This window comes from Nonomuraea deserti (assembly GCF_004348685.1).
Taxonomy (GTDB): Bacteria; Actinomycetota; Actinomycetes; order Streptosporangiales; family Streptosporangiaceae; genus Nonomuraea; species Nonomuraea deserti.
Genome location: NZ_SMKO01000034.1, coordinates 17,435 through 42,445, shown reverse-complemented (window position 1 = coordinate 42,445; position 25,011 = coordinate 17,435). Strand labels below are relative to the sequence as shown.

Genomic DNA, 25,011 nt, shown 5'->3' with positions numbered 1-25,011 from the left:
TGTCTCGCAAGATATCGTTAGGTACGCGATAACGGCTTCAGGGCCATCCACATCAGAAGGTGCTCATCCCCCGCTCCTGAGCGTGGGTCGGAGCGGCCCTGCGTACGGTACGGCGTGTCGCGTGCGGCCGTGGAGGCCGGTGGTGGTCGTCGCCATGAGCAGGGAGTTGAGCAACGCCTCCTCGACGGCGTCCATGACGGCGGTGAAGATGGGGTTGATCGCGTCGTCGGGCAGGAGTGGGAGCTGTGGTGGCGCCGTGGTGAAGGCGATTGCATAGTCGCCGCTACCGCTGGCGTACGACGCTCCCACCCGCCCCATCGCGAAGATGGCGCGACGGGCGAGGCGGCCCAGCCGGCGGGCGTCGAGCGGCGCGTCGGTCGCCACCACGATCATGCAGGAGTTGCCGGAGGGCTCGTCGTGGTCCTGTTCGTCGAGAAGTCGGTCGACCGGCATCGGGGTGCCCTGCACGGTGAGGACGCCGCCGAAGTTCGACTGGACCAGGACGCCGACCGTCGCTGGGATGCCCTCCATGAGGTGCGTTCTGGAGGCGGTGCCGATCCCGGCCTTGAATCCCAGGGCCGTCGTCCCGGTGCCGGCACCCACGCAGCCCTCCAAGGGCAGGCCCTCGGATCCGCCCTCCAAGGCATCGAGGACATGCCGCTCCGTGACAGGACGGAGGCGGATGTCGGAGAGGAAGCCGTCGTTGGTCTCGCCCACGAGCGGGTTGAACGACAATCTGTCCGGGTCGCGCGCCATGAGGTAGGTGAGCAGGGCGTCGGCCGCCCGGAACGCCGACAGAGTGGCGGTCAGGACGATGGGAGACTCCAGGACGCCGAGTTCGTCGATCTGGGTTGAGCCGATCAGCTTCCCATGTCCGTTGCCGGTGTAGACGGCCGCCGGCAGTCCTGGTCGTGCCGCGGTCAGCTGCGTGGGGACGATGGCCGTCACTCCCGTGTGGAGATCGGCGCCGTTGTCGATCGTGCTGTGCCCGACCAGGACTCCCTCGACGTCGGTGATCGAGTTAAGGTGTCCGGTCGGCAACGTGCCGACGACGATGCCCAGGGCACGCGCCCGTACGCGTGCGCTGCCTTGGACGTGGCGAGGCAGGTCTTTCATGCTGTTCCTGTGGTCGCTGTTACCATCGGCCGATGCGTGTGTCGCTACGGCACTTGGCGGGTCGGGTTTGGTGGTATCCCCACGACGAGGACCACGACAATGTTCAGGGTGGCGTCGCGGTCATTGCCGACGATGCGGGCTCTGTGGTGGTGGATGCCGGAAACAGTCCGCGGGCGGCACGTCGCGTGCAGGCCGCCATGGAGGCCGCGGGGCTGCCGCCCGCACGGCACTTGGTCTATACGCATCACCACTGGGATCACGTGTGGGGGGCGTGCGCCTGGCCCGATGTGGAGGTCGTTGGTCACCGCGCGGGGGCGCGGATTCTGGCGGCGGAGGTTCGACGCCCGTGGAGTCATCAATACCTGCGCGGCGAGGTCGAGGCAAACCCCCGGCTCGGTCCCAGTTTCCGGGCCCGTGCGTGGGCGATGCCCTCGTGGGAGGGATTTGCGATCATTCCGCCGCAGATCGAGTTCGATGATGCGCTCACCTTGCCGTGCGGAGTGGAGTTGCGTCACGTCGGGGGGCGGCACGCCGAGGACTCGACGGTGGTGGCCGTGCCGGACTCCGGCGTGTTGCTGTTAGGAGACTGCTTCTATCCGCCGCCGTTCCATCTGCGGGAGCCGGACGACGGATATGCGGTCGACTTGATCGAGCGGTTGCTTGATGAGGCCGAATTAGGCCGCTATGAGTGATATGTCGATAGTCATCATGTTCCACGGACCCCGCATGGTATGCGGGAGCTGCTTCGCTCGGAGCCGAGCTGAGAATCGGATTCGTCCAGGCCGAAGCTGATGATCCGCCGAGGGTGTATGCGGATGATCGCACCGTCCGTACCGGGCCAGGGACCAGCCGAGGTGTACACCTGTTCGGCCGTGCCGCGGACCTCCAGGTAGCGGACTCGCCAAGGCTGTCGGGACAGCACATCGTCGATGACGAGGGTGACGCGGTGGTTGCCGGCCAGGTTACGGAATTTGCGAGTGGTGGCCATCGACCGACCGCCTATCTCGATCGCGTCGTAGTCGGGGTGGTACCGGAACATGACCGGGTTGACCTGGACGGTTGCCAGTCGGCCAAGGCCTTGCGTATGCATGTAGGCGATCTCGACATCGGTGAAACGCATAACGGATGCCCTCCGGCTCGGATCACACGTGGGTGGTGATCAGGGTCTTCCCGAACGCGGTGCGGCCTTCGATCGCGGCATGCGCGGCCCCGGCCTGATCGAGCGGAAATGCCTGCCCGATGATCGGCGCGATCACACCCGCGGCGGCCTCACGCAGCGCCTGCTCGACATAGCGGGTGCGGTCGCGTTGGGACAGTTGCACCGCCTCGATACCGGTTACCGAGACACCTCGCTCGTCGGCGGCCTGCCGGTCGATGTTCGCGAACCGCCCGCTGGGCGTGCCGTGGGCTGAGAACCGTCCTCCGCGAGCGGTGAGCGTGAAGGCGGCTTCCCCCAGCAGGCCGCCGACATTGTCCAGCACGACGTCGGCACCGTGTTGGCCGAACACCGCTTGGGCCTGCTCGACCCAGTCCGGTCGAGCAGAGTCGATCAACGCATCGGGACGGAGACTTGCGACCCGCTCCAGCTTCGCGCCACGGGCGACCGCGACCACCTTCGCCGCGCGGGCGCGGGCGAGTTGTACGCACAGCACTCCCAAGCCCCCGCTGGCTCCGACCACGAGCACCCCGTCCCGCGGGCCGACCTTTGCCGTGTCGAACAGGGCGAGGGCGGTCACTCCGTCATGCAACAGGGCCGCAGCCACCGTGAGGTCGACGCTGTCGGGCACCGCCACCACCGCCTCGGCCGCGACCACGGCGCGATCGGCGTAACCGCCCTCCCCGCGGGTGAGGGCCACCACTCTGCGACCACGCAGGTTCTGGTCGACTCCCGCGCCGACCTGTGCAATACGGCCGGCGACCCCGCCTCCGGGCACATACGGCGGACGCATCGGCCAAAAGCCCTGGCCCGCCCCTGAGCGCACCATCGTCTCCAGCCACAGCGTGTCGATCACCTCAACACTGACCAGAACCTCCCCGGCGCCCGGCACCGGATCGGGTGTCTCGACCAACTCGAACACCTCCGGACCACCGAACCTCGACACCGTCGCTGCACGCACCACACCCACGCTCCGTTCTGCTGCTCGTCCCACCAGGGGCTGATCACCGGCTTCCGCTTTTGCGGTGCTCGCTACGCTAGAAGTTCAACATTGGTTGAAGTCAAGCGTGGGGAGGGTCACCCTGCCGGCAGCGTCACCTCGCAGCCGTATCTGGCCGTCGGGAATCTGGCTCGCACCAGCGGGGCGGCGTCCTCAGCCGTGCGGGTTATACGAAGCCCACGGCCTGCTCACAAAGGAACGTACCGCCGGCAACCAACGCCACCTCCATGAACCAGATCGGAGGGCAAGCTTGTGAACAACGCCTGGACTCTCCCGCTGCCAACGCTTCGTCCGGTATGTCACCACAGACCAGAACAAGGCCTCCGGTCGTGACCTGAGTGCCTTCTACGCGACAATGAAGCAAGCCATCCGGTAACCCACCATTCAGGAGGGTGCATCCCTCGGGATGCCCCCTTCTTCCTCACCGAGGGCTCGACAGCGACATGGACCTGTGGGCCCCAGGTTGTGAGCATTCAGAAGTGTGTGATCATGCTGACGTGAGCGGCATCCGCGGGATGGGATGATCGTCGGGTGCCGAGGACCCCGGATCGCCGCCCGTCATACGACGAGTTGGCCTCGCTCGCGGTCCGGCAGATGGAGACGATCGAGGCCCAACGGGAGACGATCGCCCGGTTGGAAGCGACGGTAGAGCGGCTGACCGCGCGGGTCGCTGAGCTGGAACGCCGACAGAGCCGTAACTCGGGGAACTCGTCGTTCGCCGTCCAGCGACACCTTCGTCCGGCCGGGCAAGAAGCCGCCGCCCGTGAGCGGCCGCAAGCGGGGCCAGCCCGGAGCGCCGGGAAGCGGCCTGGCCATGGTCGAGAACCCCGACGAGGTGAAAGACCACGTCCCGGCTGGCTGCGGCGGATGCGGGCAGCAGCTGTCGACCGAGGACAGTGTCGGATATGCGCGCCGCCAGGTCCGTGACATTCCCCTGGTCACCGTGACGGTGACCGAACACCGGGCGCATCGCTGCCGGTGCGGCGGTTGCGGCGCTGTCACCAGCGCGGACCTGCCTGAGGCGGTCGCGGGTGGGCCGTCGTCGTACGGGCCGAACCTGCGCGCTTTGGCCGCCTGACGCTCACCCATGTGCTGCACGTCGATGAGACCACCACCCGGGTCGGGGCCAGGAGCCACTGGCTGCAGGTGGCCTGCACGACCACCTTGACCCTGCTCGGCCTGGGCGAACGCTCCCTTCAAGGCGCCAACGACCTCGGCGTGCTGCCCGAGTTCCAGGGCGTGCTGGTGCACGACTCGCTGTCGCTGTACAACGGCTACCCCAGGGCCCGGCATCAACTGTGCGGGGCCCATCTGGTCAGGGAGCTGACCGCGGCGGCTGAAGACCACCCCGGCCAGCGGTGGCCGGCCCAGATCCGCTGGGCGCTGGCCGAGTTGAACAAACAGGCCATCAAGGCCCGCGAGGCCGGGCTGACCGACATCCCGCCCGACCGGGCGCGGATCTACCTCGAGTCCTTCCACCGTGGGATCGCGGTCGGACTGTCGCTGCATCCCCGTGCCCCAGGACGGAAACAATCCCCGGCCCGCAACCTGCTGGAACGCCTGCGGGACCGGGCCGCTGACGTGCTGCGCTTCGCCGATATCCCCGGCTGGGTGCCGTTCACGAACAACACCGGCGAGCGCGCGCTGCGCCCGGTCAAGACCCAGGTGAAGATCTCCGGCTGCCATCAATCCGAAGATGGCGCCGCGCACCGGCTGACCGTCCGCTCCTATCTCGACAGCGCCCGCAAGCACGGGCTGAGCACCTTCGAGGCGATCCTCCGCGCCTTCACCGGCAACCTGTGGATGCCGCCCGTCGCACTTGATGCCTGATCAGCACGTATCACCCAGCGTCACAGAACCGCCTGCCAGGTCGCGGCCTCACCCCGACGATCGCCGATCTCCCGCTGCAGATCCAGCGCGACCGCGGAGTGAAATGGTGACCCCGCAACCACACCACCCAGGCCGCGCCTGGTACTGGCACGTGGCCCTGGCGACGGCGCGGGCCGGGGTCACGATGAGGGCTGATGCGGTGGACACCTGTAGGTGGCGGGTGTCCACCGTACCTTGATCGGTTGCGGGGTCAAACGCGGTTGCGGGTTACGGCCGATTCCGGCAGCGGCATCCCTGGGCATGTGGTGGTGCGCTTCCCGGTCTCGAAGTAGTCGACCAGCTTCTCGATGCAGCCGGGCACCTGGAAGGCGGAGCCGTGCACGTCGTCGTCGATGGTCACCACGGTCCCGCCGATGGCCTCGCGCATGGCGGGCGTGGACTCGTACGGCGACATGCTTTCGTGGAGGTGGCCGGAGAGCATCCGTGAGCCGCCGAAGGGCCGCAGGTCCGTCTTCTGCGCCGGCAACGGCCACCCCGCGCACGGCGCGACGTAGGGGGTCGCCGCCACGGTCCGTCCGGTCACCGGGTAACGCTGCACACGCTTCAGATAGGCGTTCCACCACGACGCGAACGTTCGATCGCCCAATTCCTCGTTGCATTGGAACGCCAGGTTCGCCGTGAGTTCCCTGCCGTCCTGCTGGGGGCCGAACATCTTCTTGACCGCTGGCGGCGCGGTCGGGCCCTCGGCGTCGGCCAGTTCCTTGAGCACCTGGGCGGCCCTTGGCCACTGTGTACTGGGCCGGACCGCGGCCTCGGCGATCAGTGTCCCGTCCACGGTGAGGTCGATGTCGGTGAATGTCAGCGGATCGGCGTCGTACGCCTTTTGCATGTCCTCAAGTCCCGCCACCACGTCCTTCGTGGTCGTGCCCAACCCGTAGGTGTCGTCGCGCTTCGCGATCCACGCGGCCATCCGCTGGAAGTTGCGGTGGGCGGCCTTGGCTCCGGCCTCCACACCGGTGTCCCTCCTGTGGTCGGGAGAGGCGACGCTGTCCAGCCACATCCGGTCCACCTTGCCGGGGAAGAGGCTGCCCAGCACTGCGCCGAGCCAGGCGCCCCAGGAGCCGGCGAGGAAGCTGATCTTCGGCTCGCCCAGCGCGGCACGGATCCTGTCGATGTCACGGGCCACGTTCGCGGCCGTGACCTGTTCGAGGAATTCGGGATTCGACTGGGCGCACTCCCGGTTTATCTTGACCGTCTCGGCGTAGGCCTTCCTGGCGTGTTCCTCGGTGACTGGGCCCGGCGGGCGTTCGCTCCATTGACCTTCGGGGCACGCGACTTTCGTACTGGAGCCGACGCCTCGCGGGTCGATTCCGATCAGGTCGTAGCGCTCGTCCAGCTCCGCCCCATTCGTGACGATCCGGTGGGGCATCAGATAGCCGGACCCGCCGGGGCCCCCGGGGTTGAACGCCAGGCTGCCCCGACGGTGTTTCTGGTCAGCCGCCTTCAACCTGGTCAGGGCGATGCCGATCTGCTTGCCCGCCGGGTCGTCATAGTCCAGGGGAACGCTGATCGTCCCGCACTCGGTACGGCCGAGCAGTTGCCTGTACTCCTCGAATTTCTCCTCCGACACGCCCAACCGGCGCAGGTCCTCGTCGGAGTATTCCGGGCACTCCTGCCACTCGATGGCAGGCGCCCTGGCCGCGACCCCCACCTCGCCGATGGCCGCCGAGACGGGCGTAGCGACGACGAGAGAACTCATCAGCAACGCTCCTGAAAGGAGACCGGCCGAACGGGCCGCAGCCGCACGATTCATTGGTTGATTCCTTCTACGGGGAACGAGAGCCACCTGGCCGGACCAGAGGTCCCGCGGCACACCGGTTTCGACGTTCGTACTATTCGGCCACAGCGGCCGTTTCCTCTCTGTTTCCAGAAAAGGCAGTGTGGGGTCGGGCGTGGCAATCGCGACTGGATGCTCGGCATCACCACCTGGCCGGCGACACCGGCTCCTTCGTCGACGCCATCTGGCTGGTCGGGCCGCATACTCGCCGACCCGAAACACTTCTACCGGCAGCTACACCGCCCAGGAGCTCGACCGCATCATGACCGCCCGCCCACGCAGTTCCACGGACGTGCGCACCCGCCACATCGGTCGTTGGCATTCAACCGCCCGGTGGCCGAAGTGCCAACAGCGTTGAGGAGGAGGGATGGCCAGCTCGTTCGGCTCGCTTCTGCGGAGCCCGCGGCAGGCCGCGCAACTGACGATCGAGGAGCTGAACAGCGGCTACGCCGTCCCGCGGCTCGTTTCAGCCGTATGCCGAACCGCCGCACATCGCATCTGATCTTCCTGACCCAGACCGTGGTATGGGGCATGGTGGCGAGCGGCCGGGGCGGGGCGATCGTCAACATCGGGAGCATGTGGGCCCACCAGGCGATCGCGGCGACCCCGTCGGCGGGGTACTCGATGGCCAAGGCCGGTCTGCACGCCCTCACCCACAACCTGGCCATCGAACTGGCCGGGCAGGGCATCAGGGTAACGCCGTCGCGCCCGCCGTCACCGCGACGCCGCTGTTCGAGAAGGTCTTCTCACAGGACCAGCTGCACGAGGCCCTGCGCGGCCTCGGCGCCCTTCACCCACTGGGCCGGGCGGGCACTCCGCAAGAGGTGGCGGACGCCATCGTCTTTCTGCTCTCGCCCGCCTCCAGCTGGACCACCGGTGCCATCCTGAATGTGAACCCCAGGTTTCGCTGCCACCTGGGCCAAGGGCTGAGCCCCGACACCCTCGCCAGAACCTTCGGCATGGATCTCGCCAGTACCCCGTGTCGCCTGACCACGCCATCGACGATGGATCTCGCTGGGTGGGGGAGGCCAACAGCTGGATCGGCATCGTGCCGGCGCAGGCCGACCGCGAAGTCGTACGCCATATCGCCGAAAGCGGCCGTGATGCCCTCGGTCTCAGCATGGACCGCCTCCGTCATTCACCCCCGCGACGGGCGCACGATCGTCTCCTTCGACCCATCTTCGCCAGATGAGCGGTACGGCGACGACCCGCACGCGCTGGATCAACCCGGACGATCTCGTGGAGATAGACGAGAACATCAGCTCGGCCTTGGGCGCTAAATTTAGGCGGCGGCGCGGCGCGCCGCCGCCTCCCGCACAGCCCCTCCCGCGCTGCGCGTGCGGCCCGCCGCACAAGCCGCCGCCGTACCCATCGGACCCGCCGACCGCAGCGCCACGCCGCCGCCGTACGTGGTCCCCTGCACCCGCCGCCCGAGTGTCCGGGGCAGCTAGCGGGGGCAGGGGGAAGATGGCGCGAGGAGCTCTTGAACCAGTTGCCGGCGTTCCGCCGGTAAACGGCGAGCAGTCATCGCCCTCTGCAAGAGATCAGAATCAAACCCATGCGTACCCATGTAGCCGAGGAGAGGCTCATATCGATCAGGCCGATCTCGCCGCAGCTCGGTGATCAACCGTAGTTCCAGGCGGACCACAGGAACACGATAAGAGCCACACCTGATCAGGACGTAGTGCTGCCACGGTCCGTGACCAACACATTCCATTTCATCTGAGTCAACCTGCTTCTCCACGGTGCTCATCCCGACCGCGACGCCGTTCACCTCGTAATTGGCGAAGTACTGCGAAGCTTCGGGCAGCCAGGAGGCGGCGTGGAGGCAGGGAAACGATGAGAGGGCGGCAGCGAACGTGTTCACGTCCTCTCGTCGAGTTGCCAGGAGGTCGATGTCCCCGACGGGCAGATGGACGCCTTGCAGAAGAGCGGCACTCGTGCCAACCACGCGATATACCGGGTCGGCGTCCACAGCTCTCAGCGCAGTGAGAGCCGTGTCCAATGCCGTAGTCACGTCCGCCAGCCGCAATGATGCGTCGCCGTCGCCCATAGAGATCAGCGTATCGATCCGCGTAGGAAGATGCCCCATGACGGCACTCGGAGCCTGGTTGTCGTGCCATCAGCGTGCCGTTAGGGGCGGTCGACAGCAGTCAATAGCGGTCACTCGGACCGTCCTTCGCCCAGGTCACGGCCGTTGTCGCTGGAGATCAGGATCCCGGACGGCGGCGGGACACCGGGCCGGGCAGCCACGCCACGGGCTGCCCTCAGCTCTGATACAGATCGATGCGGTTCCCACTGGGATCTGCCACGCACGAAGAGCGCGGCTTCCATGGTTTGTCCACCGGCGGGTAGACCTCGATGGCCCCGGCATCAACGGCGCGGCGGTGCGCGGCGTCCACGTCCTCGACGAGGAGGCCGAACCGGGACGCCCCGGCCGGGCCGTCGTGCCGGCCATGCTCGTTGAGCTCATGCGCGACGGTCAGCAGGAAGAACTCCTCACTCGGCCAGGTACCGAACTGGAACGAGGAGATCTCCTCGTTGTACACGGCGTCGAACGCGGCCCGGTAGAACGAGATCGAGTCGGCGAGGTCCGAGACGTTGATGGTCACCTGGACGATGCGCGGTGTCTTCAGATCAGGCATAGCCACTCCGTGTTCGAGGTAATGGTCCACAACGCGGACCATGCGGGAAAGAACCTGGGCGCGATCCTCCAGCCGCTCCCGGTGCTGGTGCAGCACGGTGCGCAGCGACTCGCCGTCCGGGTCGTCCACGGCGACACGAACGGCGTCGATCGGCACATCGACGCGCCGCAGCGCGCAGATCAGCCTGGCTTGCCGTACCTGCTCAGGACGGTAGCGGCGATAACCAGTGGCCGGATCGACAACCGCCGGCCGCAGCAGGCCGAGTTCGTCGTAGTGCCGTAAGGCATGGATCGACAGGCCGCTTACCAGGGCGAAGACACCGATGCTCAGGAGATCGTCGCTGCTCACCCAGACAGCATCTGGCCTCGGGCTACCCGAGAGTCAAGCGGGCATGGCCCTACTGCCAGCCTTGCGGCTCGGCTTGTGCTTCGCCCCGCAGGCACGGCCTCCGCTGCATAGGCTCGGACGCGTCGCTCTACGCCGAGAACTTCAGGGAGCCCGATAAGTGACGATCATCGCTCAGGAGACATCGTTCGACGAGGCCGAGGTGTTCGAGCTCTACGACTCGGTCGGCTGGCACCCGTGGACGCGCGACGTCGCCCGGGTGTGCCGGAGCCTGGTCAACTCGCACCGGGTCATCACCGCCAGGGACGAGTCGGGCAAGCTGCTCGGCCTGGCGCGGACGGTGTCCGACGACGAGATCGTCTGCTATGTGCAGGAGTTGGTGGTCAACAGCCAACACCACGGCCAGGGCATCGGCCGCCGGCTGCTGGAGTACCTCAAGGATCGGTACGCGCACTGCCGCTACTTCGTCCTCACCACCGACCACGAATCCACGTCGGAAGGTTCCGCGAACCATGCCTTCTACCGCCGCCTCGGCCTGATCGAGCACCACGAGCAGGGTCTGTCGGCCTTCGGCCTGCGGGTGCGCGACCCGGGGAGCCTCTAGCTGGTTGGGCCTGTCCGCGGATGCGAGGACATACGGCCGTGTGTCGTGGGACTGACGACCATACGGCGTGCCCGGCCGTGCAGAGGGTCGGGCGGGCAGCCTGTGTCCACGGCGCAGGTCTCCTTCAGGGTGTCCACGTCGGAGCTGGGAGATCTGTCCATGTCCAGGGCCCGCTGCCCCCGTCACCGAGAGCACCACACGTGTGGTGGTCTCCTCGACGGTGACCGGGTGGGTGGCGCAGTTGTCCGGGACGCCCACCACGAGTTTCTGGATTGGGGGCAGAGGTTGGCTTCGGGTCTGGTAGCCGGTCGGTGCCGGCGGGCGGTTGCGCGATGTGGACCTTCGCGTCCGGAAGGTCCCGTACCCAACAAGATCAAATAGAGGCTGCGGGCGGAGCCGGATCCGGGGTGGAGAGTTGCCGTTCCAGGCCATCGAGAAGGGCTTGGAGGCCGTACTCGAAGGCATGGTCGGGAGAGGCGGCGTAGTCGGTCGCCGCCGGGGTTTCCAGGCGGGTGCGTAGGCGCGGGTAGCGCATGGCGATCTCCTGGGCCTGGGCCATGGCGCCCTGGAGTTGCTCTTGGGCGGTGGTGCCGCCGGCGGTGAGATTGCGGGTCAGCGAGGCGGTTGCGGCGGCGCCGGCCGCGTTGCCGAGGACGTAGGTGAAGACGGCGGCCGCGGCCTGGTCGGCTTGGCCGGAGGTGAAACCGGCGGCCTCGTAGACGGCGAGGGTGTGGTCGTCGTGGCGGGACTTGCCCTCGCCATAGAGGACGTGTGCGGTGAACGCCTGCACCAGCCAGGGGTGCCGGGCGAACATCCCGTACAGGTCGGTCGCCATCGTGGCGGCGGTGGTGCGCCAGTCCGCGGAGTCCGGATCGGGCAGGGCGAGCTCGCCCCACACGTGGTCGGCGGCGAGCAGGACGAGGTTGTCCTTGTTCTTGACATGCCAGTACACGGCGGTCGCGGCGGAGTTGAGTCGCCGGCCCAGGGTGCGCATGCTCAGACCTTCGAGGCCCTCGGCGTCCAGAAGTTCGACGGCGGCGTGGACGATCTGCTCCCGGGTGAGGGTGTCGCGTGGCATGTCCTTACCGTACGGCAATTTGCACAGTGTTCAAGCAGGTACTTGCACAGCGTTCAAGTCATGGGTTAGCGTTCTTCCCGTCAGCCACTTGAACACTGTGCAAGTCGGAACGGAGCCCCCGTGAACACCCTCGCCGCCCTCATGCAACTGCTGGTCGCCGTCGCCTTCGTCAGCATCCCGGTCGTCCGCCACCGCTACGGCCGCGTCGCGAAGGCCGCCGCTGTGGCCGAACTGCGCCGCCAGAACGTCCGCCCCGAGGTACTGGAGGAGAACAAGCTCCGCTTCGACGCCGGAGGCCACGAGACCGCCGCCCCGGCCACCGTCGCCGCGATCATGGCCGTCACCGCCGCCCTCAACCTCGCCGACGCCGGCCTGGCCCCGCTGATGACCTGGATCTTCTCCTCGCTGGTCCTGGTGATGAACGCCGGCATCGTCTACAGCAACCTCACCGCGGTCAGGTCGGTCGAGACCGCCTTTCGCCGCAAGGGCGACCCAGAGCTGGCCCGCGTCGAGGTCGCGCCCTTCCTCAGGGCCGCCGAGGACGCCTTCCCCCGCTGGGTACGCGCCCAGACCTGCATCCGCAACACGACGGTCTTCCTCGGATCCGCCATTGCCCTGGTCGCCGTCTCCTACGCCTGAACCTCTCCCCTCCCCGGCCTTCGCGGTGATGCCCTCGCCGCGAAGGCCCTGCTTTCAAGCCGCGACGTCCGCAACGAAGCCAGAGCCATCCACGGCGTCCACGCCCCAGCCGCCCAGCACCGGATCCCTGCGCGCGGGAATCGATCTTGCTGACCACTGCGTTCTCACATGCTGTCGTTCGCCCCGATGAAAGTCGGGGCTAGCGGCCCGCTAGAGACGGGCTAGCACGATCAAGAAGTATCCCGCCGTGGGTCTTCCGCACGTCGCATGCCAGGTGCTGATCGGGGCCGTGTTCGCGGGCTCCGCGTTCACCAGGCTCCGCGGCCGCGGTGCCATGCGGTCGTCCGCGTCGTCCCTGACGATGCTCCCCGCGCGTCTCCTCCTTCCGATGGCCGGCGTTGTGGCGGTGGGTGCGGCGGTGGGCGCGGCGGCCGCGGCGGCCGCGGTCGTGCTCATGGCGGCCCCACCGGTGGGCCTGCCGCCGGCGGGGTCTTGCCGTGCGGGCTCTGCGCCGCGATCGCCATCACGATGCGAAGCGGCCCGCGCGCCTGTCCGGGGCGATCTTGATGATCGCCCGAGACGACATCGCTGGTCTGTTCAAGGAAACCTCGGGGAGTGTGTGATGTCCTATCTGATTGCCGCAGTCGTCCTGGTCGGGCTGCTGGGCCTGGCGAATCTGCTGCTGCTCTTCGGCGTGATCCGGCGGCTGCGCACGATGCAGGACGCCCCCCAGCTGCCGCCGGAGGGACTGCAGCCCGGGGAGACGATCCCGGACTTCACCGCCACGGCCACCGACGGCGAGCCGATCTCTGCTGCATACCTGGAGGGGCGTGCCCTGATCGGCTTCCTCTCCCCCGGCTGCCGGCCCTGCCAGGAGCTCCTGCCGGAGTTCGTCAAGCAAGCCGAGCAGGCCTCTGGCCCGGTGCTCGCCGTCGTGGTCGCCGGCCCGCAGGACGATCCCGCGATGGACATCGCGCGGCTGGAGAAGGTGGCGCGCGTCGTGAGCGAGGCGCCCCAGGGTCCGGTCCAGCAGGTGTTCAAGGTCTCCGGCTACCCGACGGTGATCGCGACGGACGCCACGGGGACCGTGGTCTTCAGCGATGCCGCCCTGCCGCACCAGGTTCACGCATGATCGGTACGGCACGCGCGGCGGCCGACGTCGCGCTGCGGACGGCACCCGGCATGATGGCCGTGTTCGTCCTGGTGATGCTGGTCGAAGCGATGACGCCGATCGCGATCGCCTGGCTGACCAAGCTGGTCGTGGACGACCTGGCGGGCGGCGGCCCGGTCGCGGAGCTGGTCCCCCTCGCTGCCGCGCTGGCCGTGACCGGCGTGCTGATCGCGGTGCTTCCCCAGGTCAGCCACTATCTGGGCAACCAGATGGCCAGGGCTTTCACCGCACGGACCACGGCGCAGCTGTTCACGGCGACGTTGCGCTTCGCCGGCCTGAAGCCGTTCGAGGACCCCGACTTCCACGACCGGCTGCGGCTGGCGCAGAGCAGCCTGCAGTCCGGCCAGAGCATCGTCGCCGGCTCGTTCGGCACCATCCGGTCATCGATCACCCTGCTGGGGATGGTCGGCTCGCTCCTGGTGATCAGCCCTGTCCTGACCGGGATCGTCCTGCTGACCGGAGTGCCCGCGCTGGCGGCCCAGCTCCGCCTGTCCCGCCGCCGCGCCTCGCTGATGTGGGAGATCGGCCCGACGGAGCGCCGCCAGATGTTCTACGGTTCGCTGCTCGGCACCGTCGAGGCCGCCAAGGAGATCAGGCTCTTCAACAGCGGCAGGTTCTTTCGCGGCCGGATGATGGCCGAGCTGCAGAACGCCAACGCCGCCCACCGCCGGATGGACCTCAGAGAGCTGGCCATCGAGGGCGCGCTGACGCTGATGGGCGCGGCGGTCGCCGGGGGCGGGCTGGTCTGGGCGGTGATCGCCGCCAGGTCCGGCGCGCTGAGCGTGGGCGACGTGTCCCTGCTGATCGCGGCCGTGGCGGCGGTCCAGGGCGCCCTCCACAACCTGGTCAGCGGCATCGCCGCCCTGCACCAGGACCTGATCATGTTCGGCCACTATGTGGCGGTGACCCGGGCGGGCTCCGACCTGCCGGTCCCCGCCGATCCCCGGCAGCTGCCCCGGCTGAGCCACGGCATCGAGTTCTCCGACGTCTGGTTCCGCTACAGCGACCGGCATCCGTGGATCCTGCGCGGCGTGGACCTGTTCATCCCCGCCGGCCGGGCGGTGGCCATCGTGGGCCTGAACGGCGCGGGCAAGAGCACCCTGGTCAAGCTGCTGTGCAGGTTCTACGACCCGCAGCGGGGTTCCATCACCTGGGACGGCGTGGACATCCGCCTGGTCCGTCCCGAGGACCTCAGGCATCGCCTCACCGGCCTCTTCCAGGACCACATGACGTACGACATGTCCGCGGCCGACAACGTCTCCATCGGCTTCGTCGCCGCCCGCGACGACCGTGAGCGCATCCGTGCCGCCGCGCGGCGGGCGGGCATCGACGACAAGCTCGCCTCCCTTCCCCGCGGCTACGACACCCTGCTCACCAGGATGTTCTTCGAGGAGGACGAAGCCGACGACCCCGAGATCGGCGTGCAGCTCTCCGGCGGCCAGTGGCAGCGCACCGCGCTCGCCAGGGCGATGTTCCGCGGCTATCGCGACCTGATGATCCTCGACGAACCCTCCGCGGGGCTCGACCCCGAGGCCGAGGCCGACGTGCACGCCAGGACCAGGAACCAGCGCGAGGGCGCCACGAGCGTGCTCATCAGCCACCGGCTCAACACCGTCCGCGACGCCGACCACATCGTGGTCCTGGAGCAGGGCGCCATCGTCGAGTCGGGGACGCACGACGAGCTCATGACCGCCCGCGGCCGGTACGCCCGGCTGTTCAACCTGCAGGCCCAGGGATACGTCGAGCCGCCCCAGGCGGTGGTCTCGTGATGTTGTGGCCGCTCGCCGGTGCCTGCCTGCTCATCGCCCTGCTGGTACGGCTGCGCCGCACGTATTCGATCATCCGTGTCGACGGCGACAGCATGGCCCCGGCCCTCCTCGACGGCGACAGGATCCTCGCTCGCCGCGTCCCGCCCTCCCGGTTGCGGCGCGACCAGATAGCCGTGGTCGCCGACCGGTCCTCCCGCGATGCGGGCTTCGTCATCAAGCGTATAGCCGCGCTCCCGGGAGACCGGGTGCCCGAGATCGCGAAGGACGTCATCGCCGACGAGCGGGTGCCCGAAGGGCGGCTCGTCCTGCTCGGAGACAACGCGAGCACGAGTTTCGACTCCCGTGCCCTCGGCTTCTTCCCGATCTCCGATGTCCACGCCGTCACCGTCAGGAAGGTGACGGCGCTCACCCCAGAAGAAGGAGAAAGTTGAAAACCATAGGAATGCTCGCGGACCGCGCCCTGAGCTGGGTGGTGCCCGCGGCAAAGGCCTCCGCCGCCAGCTGCCCCTTTGACGGCTACTACTACTGGACCCGGTGTTACTACAACCCCGGCTGCGGCAGCGGGTACGAGAAGACGAAGCGCACCTGCTACTGCCCGCCGAACGGTGGGTGCTTCTGGAGCAAGTACCCCGGGCGGAAGTGCTGCTGACCAGGTAGCGGCGGTAGCGGCCGGGTGCGCTCCGGCAACGGAGCGCGCCCGGCCGCCTCCCGCGGCCGCCGTCAGGGCCGGTCCGAGCAGAAAGAGCGGGCTCGATCCGGGTCGGCACGGTGGCGTAACGGTTCTCGACGTCGGACGGCAGCGCGGCGAAGCCCGCCCCCTCCACGTCTCCGCGGGTCGTCATCCACGGCTGGCCGGGCAAGTCCTCGAAGCTCGGCCCGGGGCCGGATCGCCCGCGCGTTGCTGGTCCCCGAGGAGACCGTGAAGCGGCCTCGACGCCCGAGCGGTGGTTCCTGACCCGCCGGCTCGAACAGTTCTGGATATCTGGGTACGAGGTGTCCCCCGGGAGGCCGCCCGTTCGTCGCCTGGATATGAGCGACAACTTCTCCGGCCTTCGCGCGGGCGGCACAGCCGCGTCGACGCCGGTTTCCAGGCCGAGAGCCGACGGTGTGACCCCTCGATGAACGTGTTCCTGTGGATCGTGCAGGGGCTCCTGGCCGCCTCGTTCGCCTCGTCGGGCCTGGTGAAGCTCACCCGGCCGAAGGACGAGCTGGTCGGCAGGTATCCGTGGATGGAGACGTTCTCCCAGGGGGCGGTGCGGCTCATCGGCGTGATGGAACTGTTGGGCGCGGCCGGGCTGGTCGTGCCCGCCGCCACCGGGATCGCGCCCGTCCTGACGCCGATCGCCGCGGCCGGTCTGGCGGTGATGATGATCATGGCGGCCGCCGTGCACATCCGCCGCAAGGAGCCGTCCGGGCTGCTGGTCACCGTCGTCCTCTTCGCGCTCGCCGGGCTCGTCGCCTGGGGCCGGTTCGGCCCCTACGCCGGGTGACCGCCCTCGGCCGGCGTGGGCGTCCGGTGCTTGGAGCACACGGATCCGGCCCGGTTCGGCAGCGCCCGGACCCCGCTCCGAGGAGCCGGCGCGCTGGATCCCGACGAACTGGCCAGGATGCGCGCCGGGCAACTGATCCCGCGCGGGTTCCCGGAGCATGGCAGGACCTGCCGGAGTGCGGGTTCCTCGAGGGCGGCGAGGACAGTCGAGTCGGACCGGACGGAATCGATGTACGCCAAAGTGCTCGCGATCGGCGAGTTTCGCGGTTTATGGCTGGGCGGGTTGCTGTCGCGAGCGGGCGACCAGCTGGCGCGCGTCGCGCTGGCCGTCCTAACCTACGAGCGCAGCGGCTCGGCCGCCATCACCACGCTCGTCTACGCGATGACGTTCGTGCCCGCGCTGATCGGCGGGCCCGCGCTGGGCTGGCTGGCCGACCGCTACCCGCGGCGCGAGGTCACGATCGTCTGCGATGTGACCAGGACGGTCCTCATCGGATTCGTCGCACTGCCCGGTCTCCCGCTGCCCGCGCTGTGCGCCCTGGTCTTCGCCTCCCAACTGCTCGACTCGCCGAGCAGGGCGGCGCGCATCTCGCTGACGCCCGACGTGCTGCCCCGCGAGCTCTACCAGAGCGGAGTGGCGGTCCACCAGCTCAGCGGCCAGGTCGTGACGCTGCTCGGCTTCGCCGGCGGCGGCATCGTGGTGGCGCTGGTCGGCGCGGGGACGGCCATCCTCATCAACGCGGTCACGTTCGCCGCCGCCGCGGCACTCACCCTGGCCACGGTGCGCCGGCGCCCGGCGGCGGCGGGGAAGGAGCCGATCTCCCTGCTCGGCGGGCTGCGGCTGGTGGCCGGGCATCGCGCGTTGCGCAGCCTGCTCGGCCTGGCCATGTTGTCGGGCTTCCACGTCATCCCCGAGGCGATCGCGGTGCCGTACGCCGCCTCGTTCGGCCTGGGCACCGCGGAGGCGGGGCTCCTCATGGCCGCCCTGCCCGTGGGCAACGTCATCGGCGTGTTCGTGCTGGCCAGATTCCTGTCCGAATCGCGGCGGATGGCGCTGATGGCCCCGATGGCGGTGGCGGCCAGTGTGCCGCTGGTGGCCAGCGTGGCGGATCCCGGCTACGTGCCCTTGCTGCTCCTGTGGACGGTGTGCGGGGTGCTCACCGGCTACCACGTGGCCGCCAACGCGGAGTACGTGAGGATCGCACCGCCGGAGAGCAGGGGACAGGCGGTCGGCCTGGCCTCCTCCGGCATGGTCGCCGCCCAGGGGCTGGGCATCCTGCTCGGCGGCCTCCTCGTCGAAGCGGCCGGACCGGAGTACGGCCTGGCGATCGCCGGTGCCGCCGGGCTGGTCGCGGGAGTGCCGGTACTGCTGGCCTGGAACAGGGCCGTCAGTGCGTCGCCCCCGCCCACGTGATCACGATGGTCGCGATGCTTCAGGCCGCGTTCATCGTGACTCTCGCCTGAGCCGGCATCGGGACGATGGTACGGGCTGGACCGGCGCGAGCATCTTGACCGCCACGACCAAGCGGATGCTCGCGGGGATCAGAGGAGGTTGAGCTGCCAGGAGACCCCGAAACGGTCGTTGACCCAGCCGAACTTCGTGCTGAAGCCGTAGGAGCCCAGCGGCATCAGCGCCTGACGACCCTCGCCCAGCGCCGCGTACAGGCGGTCGATCTCCTCCTCGGTGTCGCACGCGACGTAGATCGAGATCGACGGCGTGAAGGTGAAGGCGTGCTGCCGGTCGCTGTCGATGCACATGTACTCCTGGCCGGCCAGCGTGAACGTGGCATGCTTGATCTTGCCCTCCAGGCCGGGCTCTCCGGCTGCGAAGCGCTCGACGTGCACCACCTTGGCCTCGTCGAAGAGCGAGACGTAGAACGTCATGGCCTCCTCCGCGTCGCCGTTCTGGAACATCAGGAAAGTCGTGGTCTTCTGGGTCATGACTGCTCCTCTTGGTGGGTGTGAAAGGTGGTGGTGGCGGCGACCTGGTCCGGCGAGCCGCTCAGCGACAAGTGCAGGCCCAAGCCCAGCAACGCCAGATCCCAGCCCACGCCGGCGGCACCCGGGCCGAAGCCGGACCAGAAGTCCGGCACCTCGGCGGCGTGCATCAGCTCGAACAGGGTGCCACCGGCAGCGGCGGACAGGCGCACCTCCACCTCGGGGAAACCGGGGTTGTTGCCGTTGACCTCGGCGTCGTAGTGCCGCCGCAGCGTGAGGACCTTGCACTCGCCGTCGGCCAGCTCGCGATGCGCCCGGTTGATCTCGTCGACGAAGTCCATCAGGTGTCCCTTTGCTCACCGGTGATGCGGCGTGCGCGTCCACCACGAGCCGGTTTCGAACGCGTGCACGACCCGAGTATTTCAGCGTCTGCTTATATAAGTCAAACCTGGCGAAGACCGTGAGGTCGGCCTGGCCGGCCAGCTTCGGCGACGGGCGGGCCGCGAGTTTCTCCGGCTCCAGGGATGGTTCAGGACAGGGCGCGGCGCAGCACTTCGGCGAGGGAGATGCCTGCGGCTGCTTCCAACTTGTTCGGATATTTCCGAACAGAGTAGACTCACGGCATGCCGTCCATCCCCATCACCGGCGCCAGCTCCGGAATCGAGCAGCTCGCACAGGCCTCCGAGCGGCAGCTGGAGGCGAACGCTCGCCTGGTCATGCGGGGCGGGAACCTGCCCGGGCAAACCACCGCCGGCTACGTCACCTGGGCCTGGTGATCGCATGCTGCAGGAATTTCTCGACTGGGCCTATGCCCGGCACACCAACACCCTGAGCTGGTACATCCGCCCGCTGTTCGTCCTCCCGCTGGCCTACTTCGCCTGGCGGCGCAGCTGGAAGGGCATAGCCCTGACGATCGTGGCGTTGCTGACCAGCATGTTCTGGTTCCCGCCGCCGGAACGGGTCGATCCTCACGTGCAGGCGTTCCTCGACATGGAGAAGGAGCTCATCCTCAGCATCGGCGATCTGTCCCCCTTCCATGTGCTCGGCGTGCTGGCCGTCATCGGCAGCCTGACCGCCCTGTGCCTGGCGTTCTGGCATCGGTCCCTGGGCTGGGGCCTGGTGATCATCAATCTCATGGCCCTGCTCAAAGTCGTCTGGAGCGTCGGCGAAGGGGACGACAGCGGTTGGGCCGTTCTGCTCCCCGCCGTGGTGGGGCTCGTCCTGTGCGACACGGCCATCGTCTGGATCGCCCGCCGCTTCCGCCTGCCCATCTCGCTCCGCCGGCCTTGACCGGCAGCCGGGAAGGCGCGGTCCAAGCCCCTGGCGGACAGGTCCTCGCGCGCGGAGTGCCGCGGTGACCGTGTGTCGGATCACTGTTCGCGGCTTCTCCCCGGAGCGGGGGATGCGGATCCCGCCCGCAGGGGAGTCCCGCAGGTCATGACCCGGCGAGGCTGGCTGCCATGAACACTGACACGCCCCCGAGCCGGCTCACCGTCTGGGCCGGCTACACCATGATCATCATCTCCGTACTGCACACCGTCGTGTTCGTCGGCGCTGCCCCCTGGGCGAGCTGGCTGGCCGGTGACCTGCGCAACGGGACCGCGAGCAGCGACTCGGTGGCGACGTTCTGGGCCCTTCCTGGCGGGTGGGTCGTCGTCCTCGTGTTGCTGGGGCTGCTGGTGTCGCGGGCGGGGCGGCAAGGGCAGCATGTCCCGGCGTACGTCGGCTGGGCGATGCTCGCGTGGGTGGTGTTCGCCGTCTTCCTGATCGGGCCGAGCGGGTTCCTCTTCGGGTTCGTTCCCGCCGGACTGCTGATCGCGGCGAGCCTCACCGGCAAGCGGCCGGCGGCGGCGAGAAGAAGGGTCCGGTCGTAGGGCCGGCGGCTTCGGTGCCGAGCGGCGTAACCGGCCTCTGGGGCCAGGTCCGGGGTGGCGCGTGATCGTGTCGGCGGTCCGGCCACGGACTCGACGCTGCCGCCCGTGGCACGGGAACGGGTGTCATTCCCGTGGGGAGGACGCCGAGGTCCACCCAACCTGGCTGTGGCACACGTCACCCAGCTGGGCGGTCACAGAATTCGGGCGGCCGGAGTCTCATGGGCGACCGAGCAGTTCATGGCACCACCCAACAACGAAAGATCGGAAAGAAGATCATGAGCAAGGTATGGTTCGTCACAGGTTCGTCCCGTGGCCTGGGCCGCCAGTTCGTCGAGGCCGCCCTGTCGCGCGGCGACAAGGTGGCCGCGACCGCCCGGACCACCGAAAGCCTTGATGACCTGGTCGCCGCCTACGGCGAGGCGGTGCTCCCGCTCGCGATGGACGTGACCGACAGGGCCGCCGTCGTCGAGAGCGTGAGTCGGGCCAAGGAGCACTTCGGCCGTCTGGACGTCATCGTGAACAACGCCGGCTACGGTCAGGTCGGTGCGATCGAGGAGCTGACCGAGCAGCAGCTGCGCGACCAGATGGAGACCAACCTGTTCGGCGCGGTGTGGGTCATCCAGGCCGCGCTGCCCCACCTGCGCGAGCAGGGCTCCGGGCACATCATCCAGCTGTCCTCGGTGGCCGGGCTCATCGCGCTGCCGCTCGGCGGCGCGTACCACGCCTCCAAGTGGGCCCTGGAAGGCCTGAACGAAGCCCTCGCCCAAGAGGTCGCGGAGTTCGGCATCAAGGTGACCGTGATCGCACCTGGCGGCTTCGCCACCAGGTCAGGCAAGAACCCCAATCCGCTGGACAACGGCCACGTGGCCGAGCCCAAGCCGATCTACGACGGCCTCCGCCAGCGCCTCGGGGCTCTCGTGAAGCACCAGCCCGCCGGCGACCCGGCCACCGCGGCCCAGACACTCCTCAAGATCGTCGACCTCGACAACCCGCCGCTGCGGGTCTTCTTCGGCCCCATGGGCCACCAGATGGTCCCGCAGGCCTACGCCGCCCGCCTCAAGAGCTGGGCCGACTGGGAGCACCTTTCGATGGAGGCGCACGGCCAGCTCGATCAAGAAGGTCGGTAACCCCCGGTTGAGCCTTCCTGAACCCACAGCCGCGTCGTTCCCTTTGGCCCGATGCACGCCCCCGCTGGAGTTCGGCGCTCGACGAAGGCGGGCTCGCCGGGGAGGAGTGTCGCACCAGTGCGGCGGTTCTCCCCGGCGGGTGGCGGGCCAGGAAGTGCCCGCACATAGCCCTGATCAAGTACGCGTTGCGCTCTTCGCCGTCCTGGTGTCACGAACCGGCGGTGCGCGGCTCCTCCAGTGAAGCAGTAGAGAACGGACAGTCAGGAGACACCATGGCCAGCGTTGCGGACCACTCTGGAGAGGGCGCCGAGGGCATGGGCGGGAACGGCCCTGCGGACCTCGCCATTGACGCGTTCGTCACCCACCGCAATCTGCTGTTCACCGTCGCCTACGAGATGCTCGGCTCGGCCGCGGACGCCGAGGACGTCCTGCAGGAAACCTGGATGCGGTGGGCGGGCGTCGACTTCGGCACCGTGCGGGATCAACGCGCGTATCTGGTCCGCATCACCACGCGGCAGGCGCTGAGCCGGCTGCGTACGCTCGGCCGGCGCAAGGAGTCCTACGTCGGCCCCTGGCTGCCCGAGCCGCTGCTCACCTCTCCGGACGTGGCCGAGGACGTCGAGCTCGCCGAGAGTGTGTCGATGGCACTCATGATCGTCCTTGAGCGGCTCTCGCCGACCGAGCGCGCCGTGTTCGTGCTGCGCGAGGCCTTCGGTGTCGGCTACGACGAGATCTCGACCGCCGTCGGCAAGAGCCCCGCGGCCGTCCGCCAGATCGCGCATCGCGCCCGCCGGCACGTGGATGCCCGCCGCCCTCGCGAGGTGGTCTCACCTGGCGAAGCCCGGGCGGTTCTGGAGTCGTTCCAGCGCGCGGTCGAAACCAGGGACCTGCAAGGCCTGCTCGACGTGCTCGCCCCCGAGGTCGCCATGATCAGCGACGGCGGCGGCGTGAAGCAGGCCGTGCCGCGGCAGATCATCGGCGCGGACAAGGTGGCCCGTATGATCGTCGGCGGCGTCGGCAAGGTCAATGTCGCGATCACCGGCGATCTCACCATGGTCAACGGCAACCCGGCACTCCTCGTTCGCATGGACGACGAGATCGACGGCGTCCTGGCGATCCGGGTCGAGGACGCCCGCATCACCGGCCTCTACTACGTCCGCAACCCTGACAAGCTGACCCGCATCGAGTCCGAGACCCTCCTCACCCTGCGATGAGCACGGGTGGCGGAGCAGCCGCGGCCGGCCAGGCACCGCGTCCGGCTTCACCCCCGAGGAGTTTCGGACAAACTCAGTCAGATCCATTATTGGGAGGTCATGAATGACGAAGAGCATCGTCGGCGAACTCGCTGATCTGGAACTGCCGGTCGAGCGCGGCTGCCCGTTCGCCACACCCGCCGAATACGAGCAGCTGCGCGAGCAGGCGCCGATCAGCACGGTCCGCTTGGCGGGCGGCACCGAGGCGTGGTGGGTGGCCGGGTATGAGGAAGCCCGTGCCATCCTGGCGGACCGCCGCTTCTCCTCCGACCGGCGCAAGGACGGCTTCCCGCTGCTCAACCTCGATGCGGCGACCATGCGGCAGTTGCGCAGCCAGCCACAGTTGATGCTCGGCATGGACGGCGAGGAACACGCCGCGACCCGGCGTCCGGTGATCAGCGAGTTCACCGTGAAGCGACTGGGCGCGCTGCGGCCGCGGATCCAGGAGATCGTCGACCAGTTCATCGACGACATGCTCGCCAACGGCCAGCGTTCGGCCGACCTGGTGCAGGCGCTGTCCCTGCCGGTGCCGTCCCTGGTGATCTGCCAGCTGCTCGGCGCGCCGTACAGCGACCACGACTATTTCCAGAGCCGCACCGCCGTGGCGGTGCGCCGGAGCTCGTCGCCGGAGGAGCGGCAGCGGGCCTTCCTCGAACTGCGCGCCTACATCGACGAACTGATCACCCGCAAGGAGTCCGAACCCGGCGACGACCTGTTCAGCCGGCAGATCGCCCGGCAACGCCAGGAGGGGACCCTCGACCACGCCGGCCTGGTGAGCCTGGCCTTCCTGCTGCTGACCGCCGGGCACGAGACCACCGCGAACATGATCTCGCTCGGCGTGATCGGGCTGCTCAAGCACCCCGAGCAGCTGGCCATGATCACGGCCGACCCCGACAAGACGCCCATGGCCGTGGAGGAACTGCTGCGCTACTTCACCATCGCCGACACGGTCACCTCCCGGGTGGCCATCGAGGACGTGCAGATCGGCGGGGCGAGCATCAAGGCCGGCCAGGGCGTCATCGTCTCCAGCCTCTCGGCCGGCTGGGACCCGGCGGTGTTCACCGATCCGGCCGAACTGGATATCGAGCGCGGGGCCCGCCACCACCTCGCCTTCGGCTTCGGCCCGCACCAGTGCCTCGGCCAGAACCTCGCCAGGATGGAACTGCAGGTCGTCTTCGACACGCTGTTCCGCCGCATCCCCACCCTGCGACTCGCCGTACCGGTTGAGGACCTGCCGTTCAAGAAGGACGCCATCATCTACGGCGTCGAGGAACTCCCGGTCACCTGGTAAGGCACAGGGCGGACGCGCAACGGATCGGAGCCGACGCCGGCCTTTGCGTCGGCTCCGACCGCCGGCCTTTGCGTCGGCTCCGACCGCGGGCCTTTGCGTCGGCTCCGACCGCGGGCCGGGATCGCGGCACGTTCGCCGTCGTCCCACAGGTCTGAGAGGCCATCGTCAGACGGTCCGGCCGGTACCGTGACCCGCCCTACCCACCTCGATGCGGTCTTCGCTCCATGGACCGCTGCACAGCTCGGCCACGCTGCGCCGCCACCGCACCTGCTGCCCGCGATCGGCCGCTACGCCGACGGCCGTCATCGACATGACCACCCAGCCCGGGTTCGGGCGCAAGTCCGCGGTCAGACCTTCCCTGTCGAAGGCGCGGAACTGGTGGCATGTCAGTCCCATCGCTTGTGCTTGCACGGTCAGGTGTGCCACGGCCTGGCCGAGGTCGTAGTCGGCGAACTCCGAATAGACCAGGTCAGTGTCGCCGACGGACCGCCGGGTCAGATTCACGATCAGAAGCCCGGCGTTCGGTGCCCATCGTGCCGAGCTCCGTGCGAGATGTCGGGTGACCCGCGCATGGTCGGGTTCGCCTGGACGGACCGGGAGGAATCCCCACGGCTGGGAATTTCCCGCGGACGGCGCCCACCGCGCGGCCTCCAGTAACAGCCTGAGCCTCTCGTCATCGATGACGCCGGCCGGGTCGAACTGGTAGGGGCTGAACCGATCCGCCAGGAGCGGGTGCAGATCCAGCCGGAGATCGCGGTCCATCGTCACAACCCACCACAACTCCCCAGCCCACGTGTCTATGCCGCCTCGGCGCGGATGGTGCCTGCGCTACAGGGAACCCGGCGGCCA

28 protein-coding genes and 1 pseudogene are annotated in these 25,011 nt (G+C 68.6%); 19 read left to right on the top strand and 10 right to left on the bottom strand.

Annotated elements, in window-relative coordinates; translation table 11 throughout:
- Positions 1 to 63: 63 nt before the first annotated feature.
- Positions 64 to 1,116 carry a P1 family peptidase gene (locus tag E1292_RS15790; protein ID WP_132595915.1) on the bottom strand — a complete coding sequence of 351 codons (1,053 nt, stop codon included), beginning with the start codon at positions 1,114 to 1,116 and terminating at the stop codon, positions 64 to 66.
- 32 nt (positions 1,117 to 1,148) lie between these two features.
- On the opposite strand from E1292_RS15790, the gene E1292_RS15785 reads away from it, so the two are divergent.
- Positions 1,149 to 1,808 carry an MBL fold metallo-hydrolase gene (locus E1292_RS15785; RefSeq protein ID WP_132595914.1) on the top strand — a complete coding sequence of 220 codons (660 nt, stop codon included), beginning with the start codon at positions 1,149 to 1,151 and terminating at the stop codon, positions 1,806 to 1,808.
- A 14-nt stretch (positions 1,809 to 1,822) separates the two neighbouring features.
- Here E1292_RS15785 and E1292_RS15780 read toward each other — a convergent pair whose 3' ends face one another.
- The gene (locus tag E1292_RS15780) at positions 1,823 to 2,236 is read right to left on the bottom strand and encodes a PPOX class F420-dependent oxidoreductase (protein WP_132595912.1); all 414 of its coding nucleotides are present in this window, start codon (positions 2,234 to 2,236) and stop codon (positions 1,823 to 1,825) included.
- 22 nt (positions 2,237 to 2,258) lie between these two features.
- The gene (locus tag E1292_RS15775) at positions 2,259 to 3,236 is read right to left on the bottom strand and encodes a zinc-binding dehydrogenase (protein ID WP_246090135.1); all 978 of its coding nucleotides are present in this window, start codon (positions 3,234 to 3,236) and stop codon (positions 2,259 to 2,261) included.
- A gap of 799 nt (positions 3,237 to 4,035) precedes the next feature.
- Between E1292_RS15775 and E1292_RS15770 the strand changes: the two genes are divergently transcribed.
- Positions 4,036 to 4,350: an IS66 family transposase zinc-finger binding domain-containing protein gene (locus E1292_RS15770; RefSeq protein WP_132595910.1), complete on the top strand. Its 315-nt coding sequence runs from the start codon at positions 4,036 to 4,038 to the stop codon at positions 4,348 to 4,350.
- 11 nt (positions 4,351 to 4,361) lie between these two features.
- The gene (locus tag E1292_RS15765; protein WP_165974563.1) at positions 4,362 to 5,102 is read left to right on the top strand and encodes an IS66 family transposase; all 741 of its coding nucleotides are present in this window, start codon (positions 4,362 to 4,364) and stop codon (positions 5,100 to 5,102) included.
- Between the two features lie 250 nt (positions 5,103 to 5,352).
- Here the strand turns inward: E1292_RS15765 and E1292_RS15760 are convergent, their stop codons facing one another.
- Positions 5,353 to 6,861: an alpha/beta fold hydrolase gene (locus E1292_RS15760; RefSeq protein ID WP_165974562.1), complete on the bottom strand. Its 1,509-nt coding sequence runs from the start codon at positions 6,859 to 6,861 to the stop codon at positions 5,353 to 5,355.
- Between the two features lie 445 nt (positions 6,862 to 7,306).
- Here E1292_RS15760 and E1292_RS54925 point away from each other — a divergent pair, with 445 nt between their 5' ends.
- Positions 7,307 to 7,441: a hypothetical protein gene (locus E1292_RS54925; RefSeq protein WP_281284036.1), complete on the top strand. Its 135-nt coding sequence runs from the start codon at positions 7,307 to 7,309 to the stop codon at positions 7,439 to 7,441.
- Positions 7,414 to 8,219 (top strand): annotated as a pseudogene (locus E1292_RS55405) (SDR family NAD(P)-dependent oxidoreductase). Before E1292_RS54925 ends, E1292_RS55405 begins: the two are co-directional and overlap by 28 nt.
- Before the next feature lie 167 nt (positions 8,220 to 8,386).
- On the opposite strand, the gene E1292_RS15750 reads toward E1292_RS55405, so the two are convergent.
- Together E1292_RS15750 and E1292_RS15745 are read right to left on the bottom strand one after the other, a co-directional pair.
- On the bottom strand, positions 8,387 to 8,992 hold the full coding sequence (locus tag E1292_RS15750; RefSeq protein ID WP_132595906.1) for a hypothetical protein: 606 nt from the start codon (positions 8,990 to 8,992) through the stop codon (positions 8,387 to 8,389).
- Between the two features lie 214 nt (positions 8,993 to 9,206).
- Positions 9,207 to 9,932, bottom strand: a complete 726-nt coding sequence (locus tag E1292_RS15745) for a VOC family protein (protein WP_132595904.1) — start codon at positions 9,930 to 9,932, stop codon at positions 9,207 to 9,209.
- A gap of 157 nt (positions 9,933 to 10,089) precedes the next feature.
- Here E1292_RS15745 and E1292_RS15740 point away from each other — a divergent pair, with 157 nt between their 5' ends.
- The gene (locus tag E1292_RS15740) at positions 10,090 to 10,533 is read left to right on the top strand and encodes a GNAT family N-acetyltransferase (RefSeq protein WP_132595895.1); all 444 of its coding nucleotides are present in this window, start codon (positions 10,090 to 10,092) and stop codon (positions 10,531 to 10,533) included.
- 373 nt (positions 10,534 to 10,906) lie between these two features.
- Here the strand turns inward: E1292_RS15740 and E1292_RS15735 are convergent, their stop codons facing one another.
- On the bottom strand, positions 10,907 to 11,611 hold the full coding sequence (locus E1292_RS15735) for a TetR/AcrR family transcriptional regulator (RefSeq protein ID WP_132595893.1): 705 nt from the start codon (positions 11,609 to 11,611) through the stop codon (positions 10,907 to 10,909).
- A gap of 120 nt (positions 11,612 to 11,731) precedes the next feature.
- On the opposite strand from E1292_RS15735, the gene E1292_RS15730 reads away from it, so the two are divergent.
- The 7 genes from E1292_RS15730 to E1292_RS15695 all read left to right on the top strand — a co-directional run bounded on the left by E1292_RS15730 (position 11,732) and on the right by E1292_RS15695 (position 18,093).
- Complete coding sequence (locus E1292_RS15730; protein WP_132595891.1) at positions 11,732 to 12,250, top strand: hypothetical protein; 519 nt, start codon at positions 11,732 to 11,734, stop codon at positions 12,248 to 12,250.
- 622 nt (positions 12,251 to 12,872) lie between these two features.
- On the top strand, positions 12,873 to 13,382 hold the full coding sequence (locus E1292_RS15725) for a TlpA family protein disulfide reductase (protein WP_165974561.1): 510 nt from the start codon (positions 12,873 to 12,875) through the stop codon (positions 13,380 to 13,382).
- Complete coding sequence (locus E1292_RS15720) at positions 13,379 to 15,190, top strand: ABC transporter ATP-binding protein (protein WP_132595889.1); 1,812 nt, start codon at positions 13,379 to 13,381, stop codon at positions 15,188 to 15,190. The genes E1292_RS15725 and E1292_RS15720 overlap by 4 nt, the downstream gene beginning before the upstream one ends.
- Positions 15,190 to 15,621 carry a S26 family signal peptidase gene (locus E1292_RS15715; protein WP_246090143.1) on the top strand — a complete coding sequence of 144 codons (432 nt, stop codon included), beginning with the start codon at positions 15,190 to 15,192 and terminating at the stop codon, positions 15,619 to 15,621. The genes E1292_RS15720 and E1292_RS15715 overlap by 1 nt, the downstream gene beginning before the upstream one ends.
- Positions 15,618 to 15,839, top strand: a complete 222-nt coding sequence (locus E1292_RS15710) for a hypothetical protein (RefSeq protein ID WP_132595887.1) — start codon at positions 15,618 to 15,620, stop codon at positions 15,837 to 15,839. The genes E1292_RS15715 and E1292_RS15710 overlap by 4 nt, the downstream gene beginning before the upstream one ends.
- 469 nt (positions 15,840 to 16,308) lie before the next feature.
- The gene (locus tag E1292_RS15700; protein WP_132595886.1) at positions 16,309 to 16,680 is read left to right on the top strand and encodes a DoxX family protein; all 372 of its coding nucleotides are present in this window, start codon (positions 16,309 to 16,311) and stop codon (positions 16,678 to 16,680) included.
- Positions 16,681 to 16,908: 228 nt separating this feature from the next.
- Complete coding sequence (locus tag E1292_RS15695) at positions 16,909 to 18,093, top strand: MFS transporter (RefSeq protein WP_165974560.1); 1,185 nt, start codon at positions 16,909 to 16,911, stop codon at positions 18,091 to 18,093.
- A 128-nt stretch (positions 18,094 to 18,221) separates the two neighbouring features.
- On the opposite strand, the gene E1292_RS15690 is transcribed toward E1292_RS15695, so the two are convergent.
- Both E1292_RS15690 and E1292_RS53745 read right to left on the bottom strand, forming a co-directional pair.
- Positions 18,222 to 18,620 (bottom strand): VOC family protein, encoded by a 399-nt coding sequence (locus tag E1292_RS15690; RefSeq protein WP_132595884.1) that lies wholly within the window; start codon positions 18,618 to 18,620, stop codon positions 18,222 to 18,224.
- A complete protein-coding gene (locus tag E1292_RS53745) occupies positions 18,617 to 18,958 on the bottom strand; it encodes an SRPBCC family protein (protein WP_132595883.1) in 342 nt (113 codons plus the stop codon). The genes E1292_RS15690 and E1292_RS53745 overlap by 4 nt, the downstream gene beginning before the upstream one ends.
- A 282-nt stretch (positions 18,959 to 19,240) precedes the next feature.
- Here E1292_RS53745 and E1292_RS51105 point away from each other — a divergent pair, with 282 nt between their 5' ends.
- The 6 genes from E1292_RS51105 (at position 19,241) to E1292_RS15660 (ending at position 24,162) form a co-directional block, all read left to right on the top strand.
- On the top strand, positions 19,241 to 19,393 hold the full coding sequence (locus E1292_RS51105; RefSeq protein ID WP_165974559.1) for a hypothetical protein: 153 nt from the start codon (positions 19,241 to 19,243) through the stop codon (positions 19,391 to 19,393).
- Between the two features lie 4 nt (positions 19,394 to 19,397).
- On the top strand, positions 19,398 to 19,907 hold the full coding sequence (locus tag E1292_RS15680) for a hypothetical protein (protein WP_132595882.1): 510 nt from the start codon (positions 19,398 to 19,400) through the stop codon (positions 19,905 to 19,907).
- Positions 19,908 to 20,077: 170 nt separating this feature from the next.
- The gene (locus tag E1292_RS15675) at positions 20,078 to 20,491 is read left to right on the top strand and encodes a DUF6463 family protein (RefSeq protein ID WP_220446858.1); all 414 of its coding nucleotides are present in this window, start codon (positions 20,078 to 20,080) and stop codon (positions 20,489 to 20,491) included.
- 275 nt (positions 20,492 to 20,766) lie between these two features.
- The gene (locus E1292_RS15670; RefSeq protein ID WP_132595881.1) at positions 20,767 to 21,618 is read left to right on the top strand and encodes an SDR family NAD(P)-dependent oxidoreductase; all 852 of its coding nucleotides are present in this window, start codon (positions 20,767 to 20,769) and stop codon (positions 21,616 to 21,618) included.
- Between the two features lie 314 nt (positions 21,619 to 21,932).
- On the top strand, positions 21,933 to 22,832 hold the full coding sequence (locus E1292_RS15665; protein ID WP_132595948.1) for an RNA polymerase sigma-70 factor: 900 nt from the start codon (positions 21,933 to 21,935) through the stop codon (positions 22,830 to 22,832).
- Positions 22,833 to 22,935: 103 nt separating this feature from the next.
- Positions 22,936 to 24,162: a cytochrome P450 gene (locus E1292_RS15660; RefSeq protein WP_132595880.1), complete on the top strand. Its 1,227-nt coding sequence runs from the start codon at positions 22,936 to 22,938 to the stop codon at positions 24,160 to 24,162.
- Positions 24,163 to 24,327: 165 nt separating this feature from the next.
- Here the strand turns inward: E1292_RS15660 and E1292_RS15655 are convergent, their stop codons facing one another.
- Positions 24,328 to 24,924 (bottom strand): nitroreductase family protein, encoded by a 597-nt coding sequence (locus E1292_RS15655; RefSeq protein ID WP_132595879.1) that lies wholly within the window; start codon positions 24,922 to 24,924, stop codon positions 24,328 to 24,330.
- Between the last annotated feature and the right edge of the window lie 87 nt (positions 24,925 to 25,011).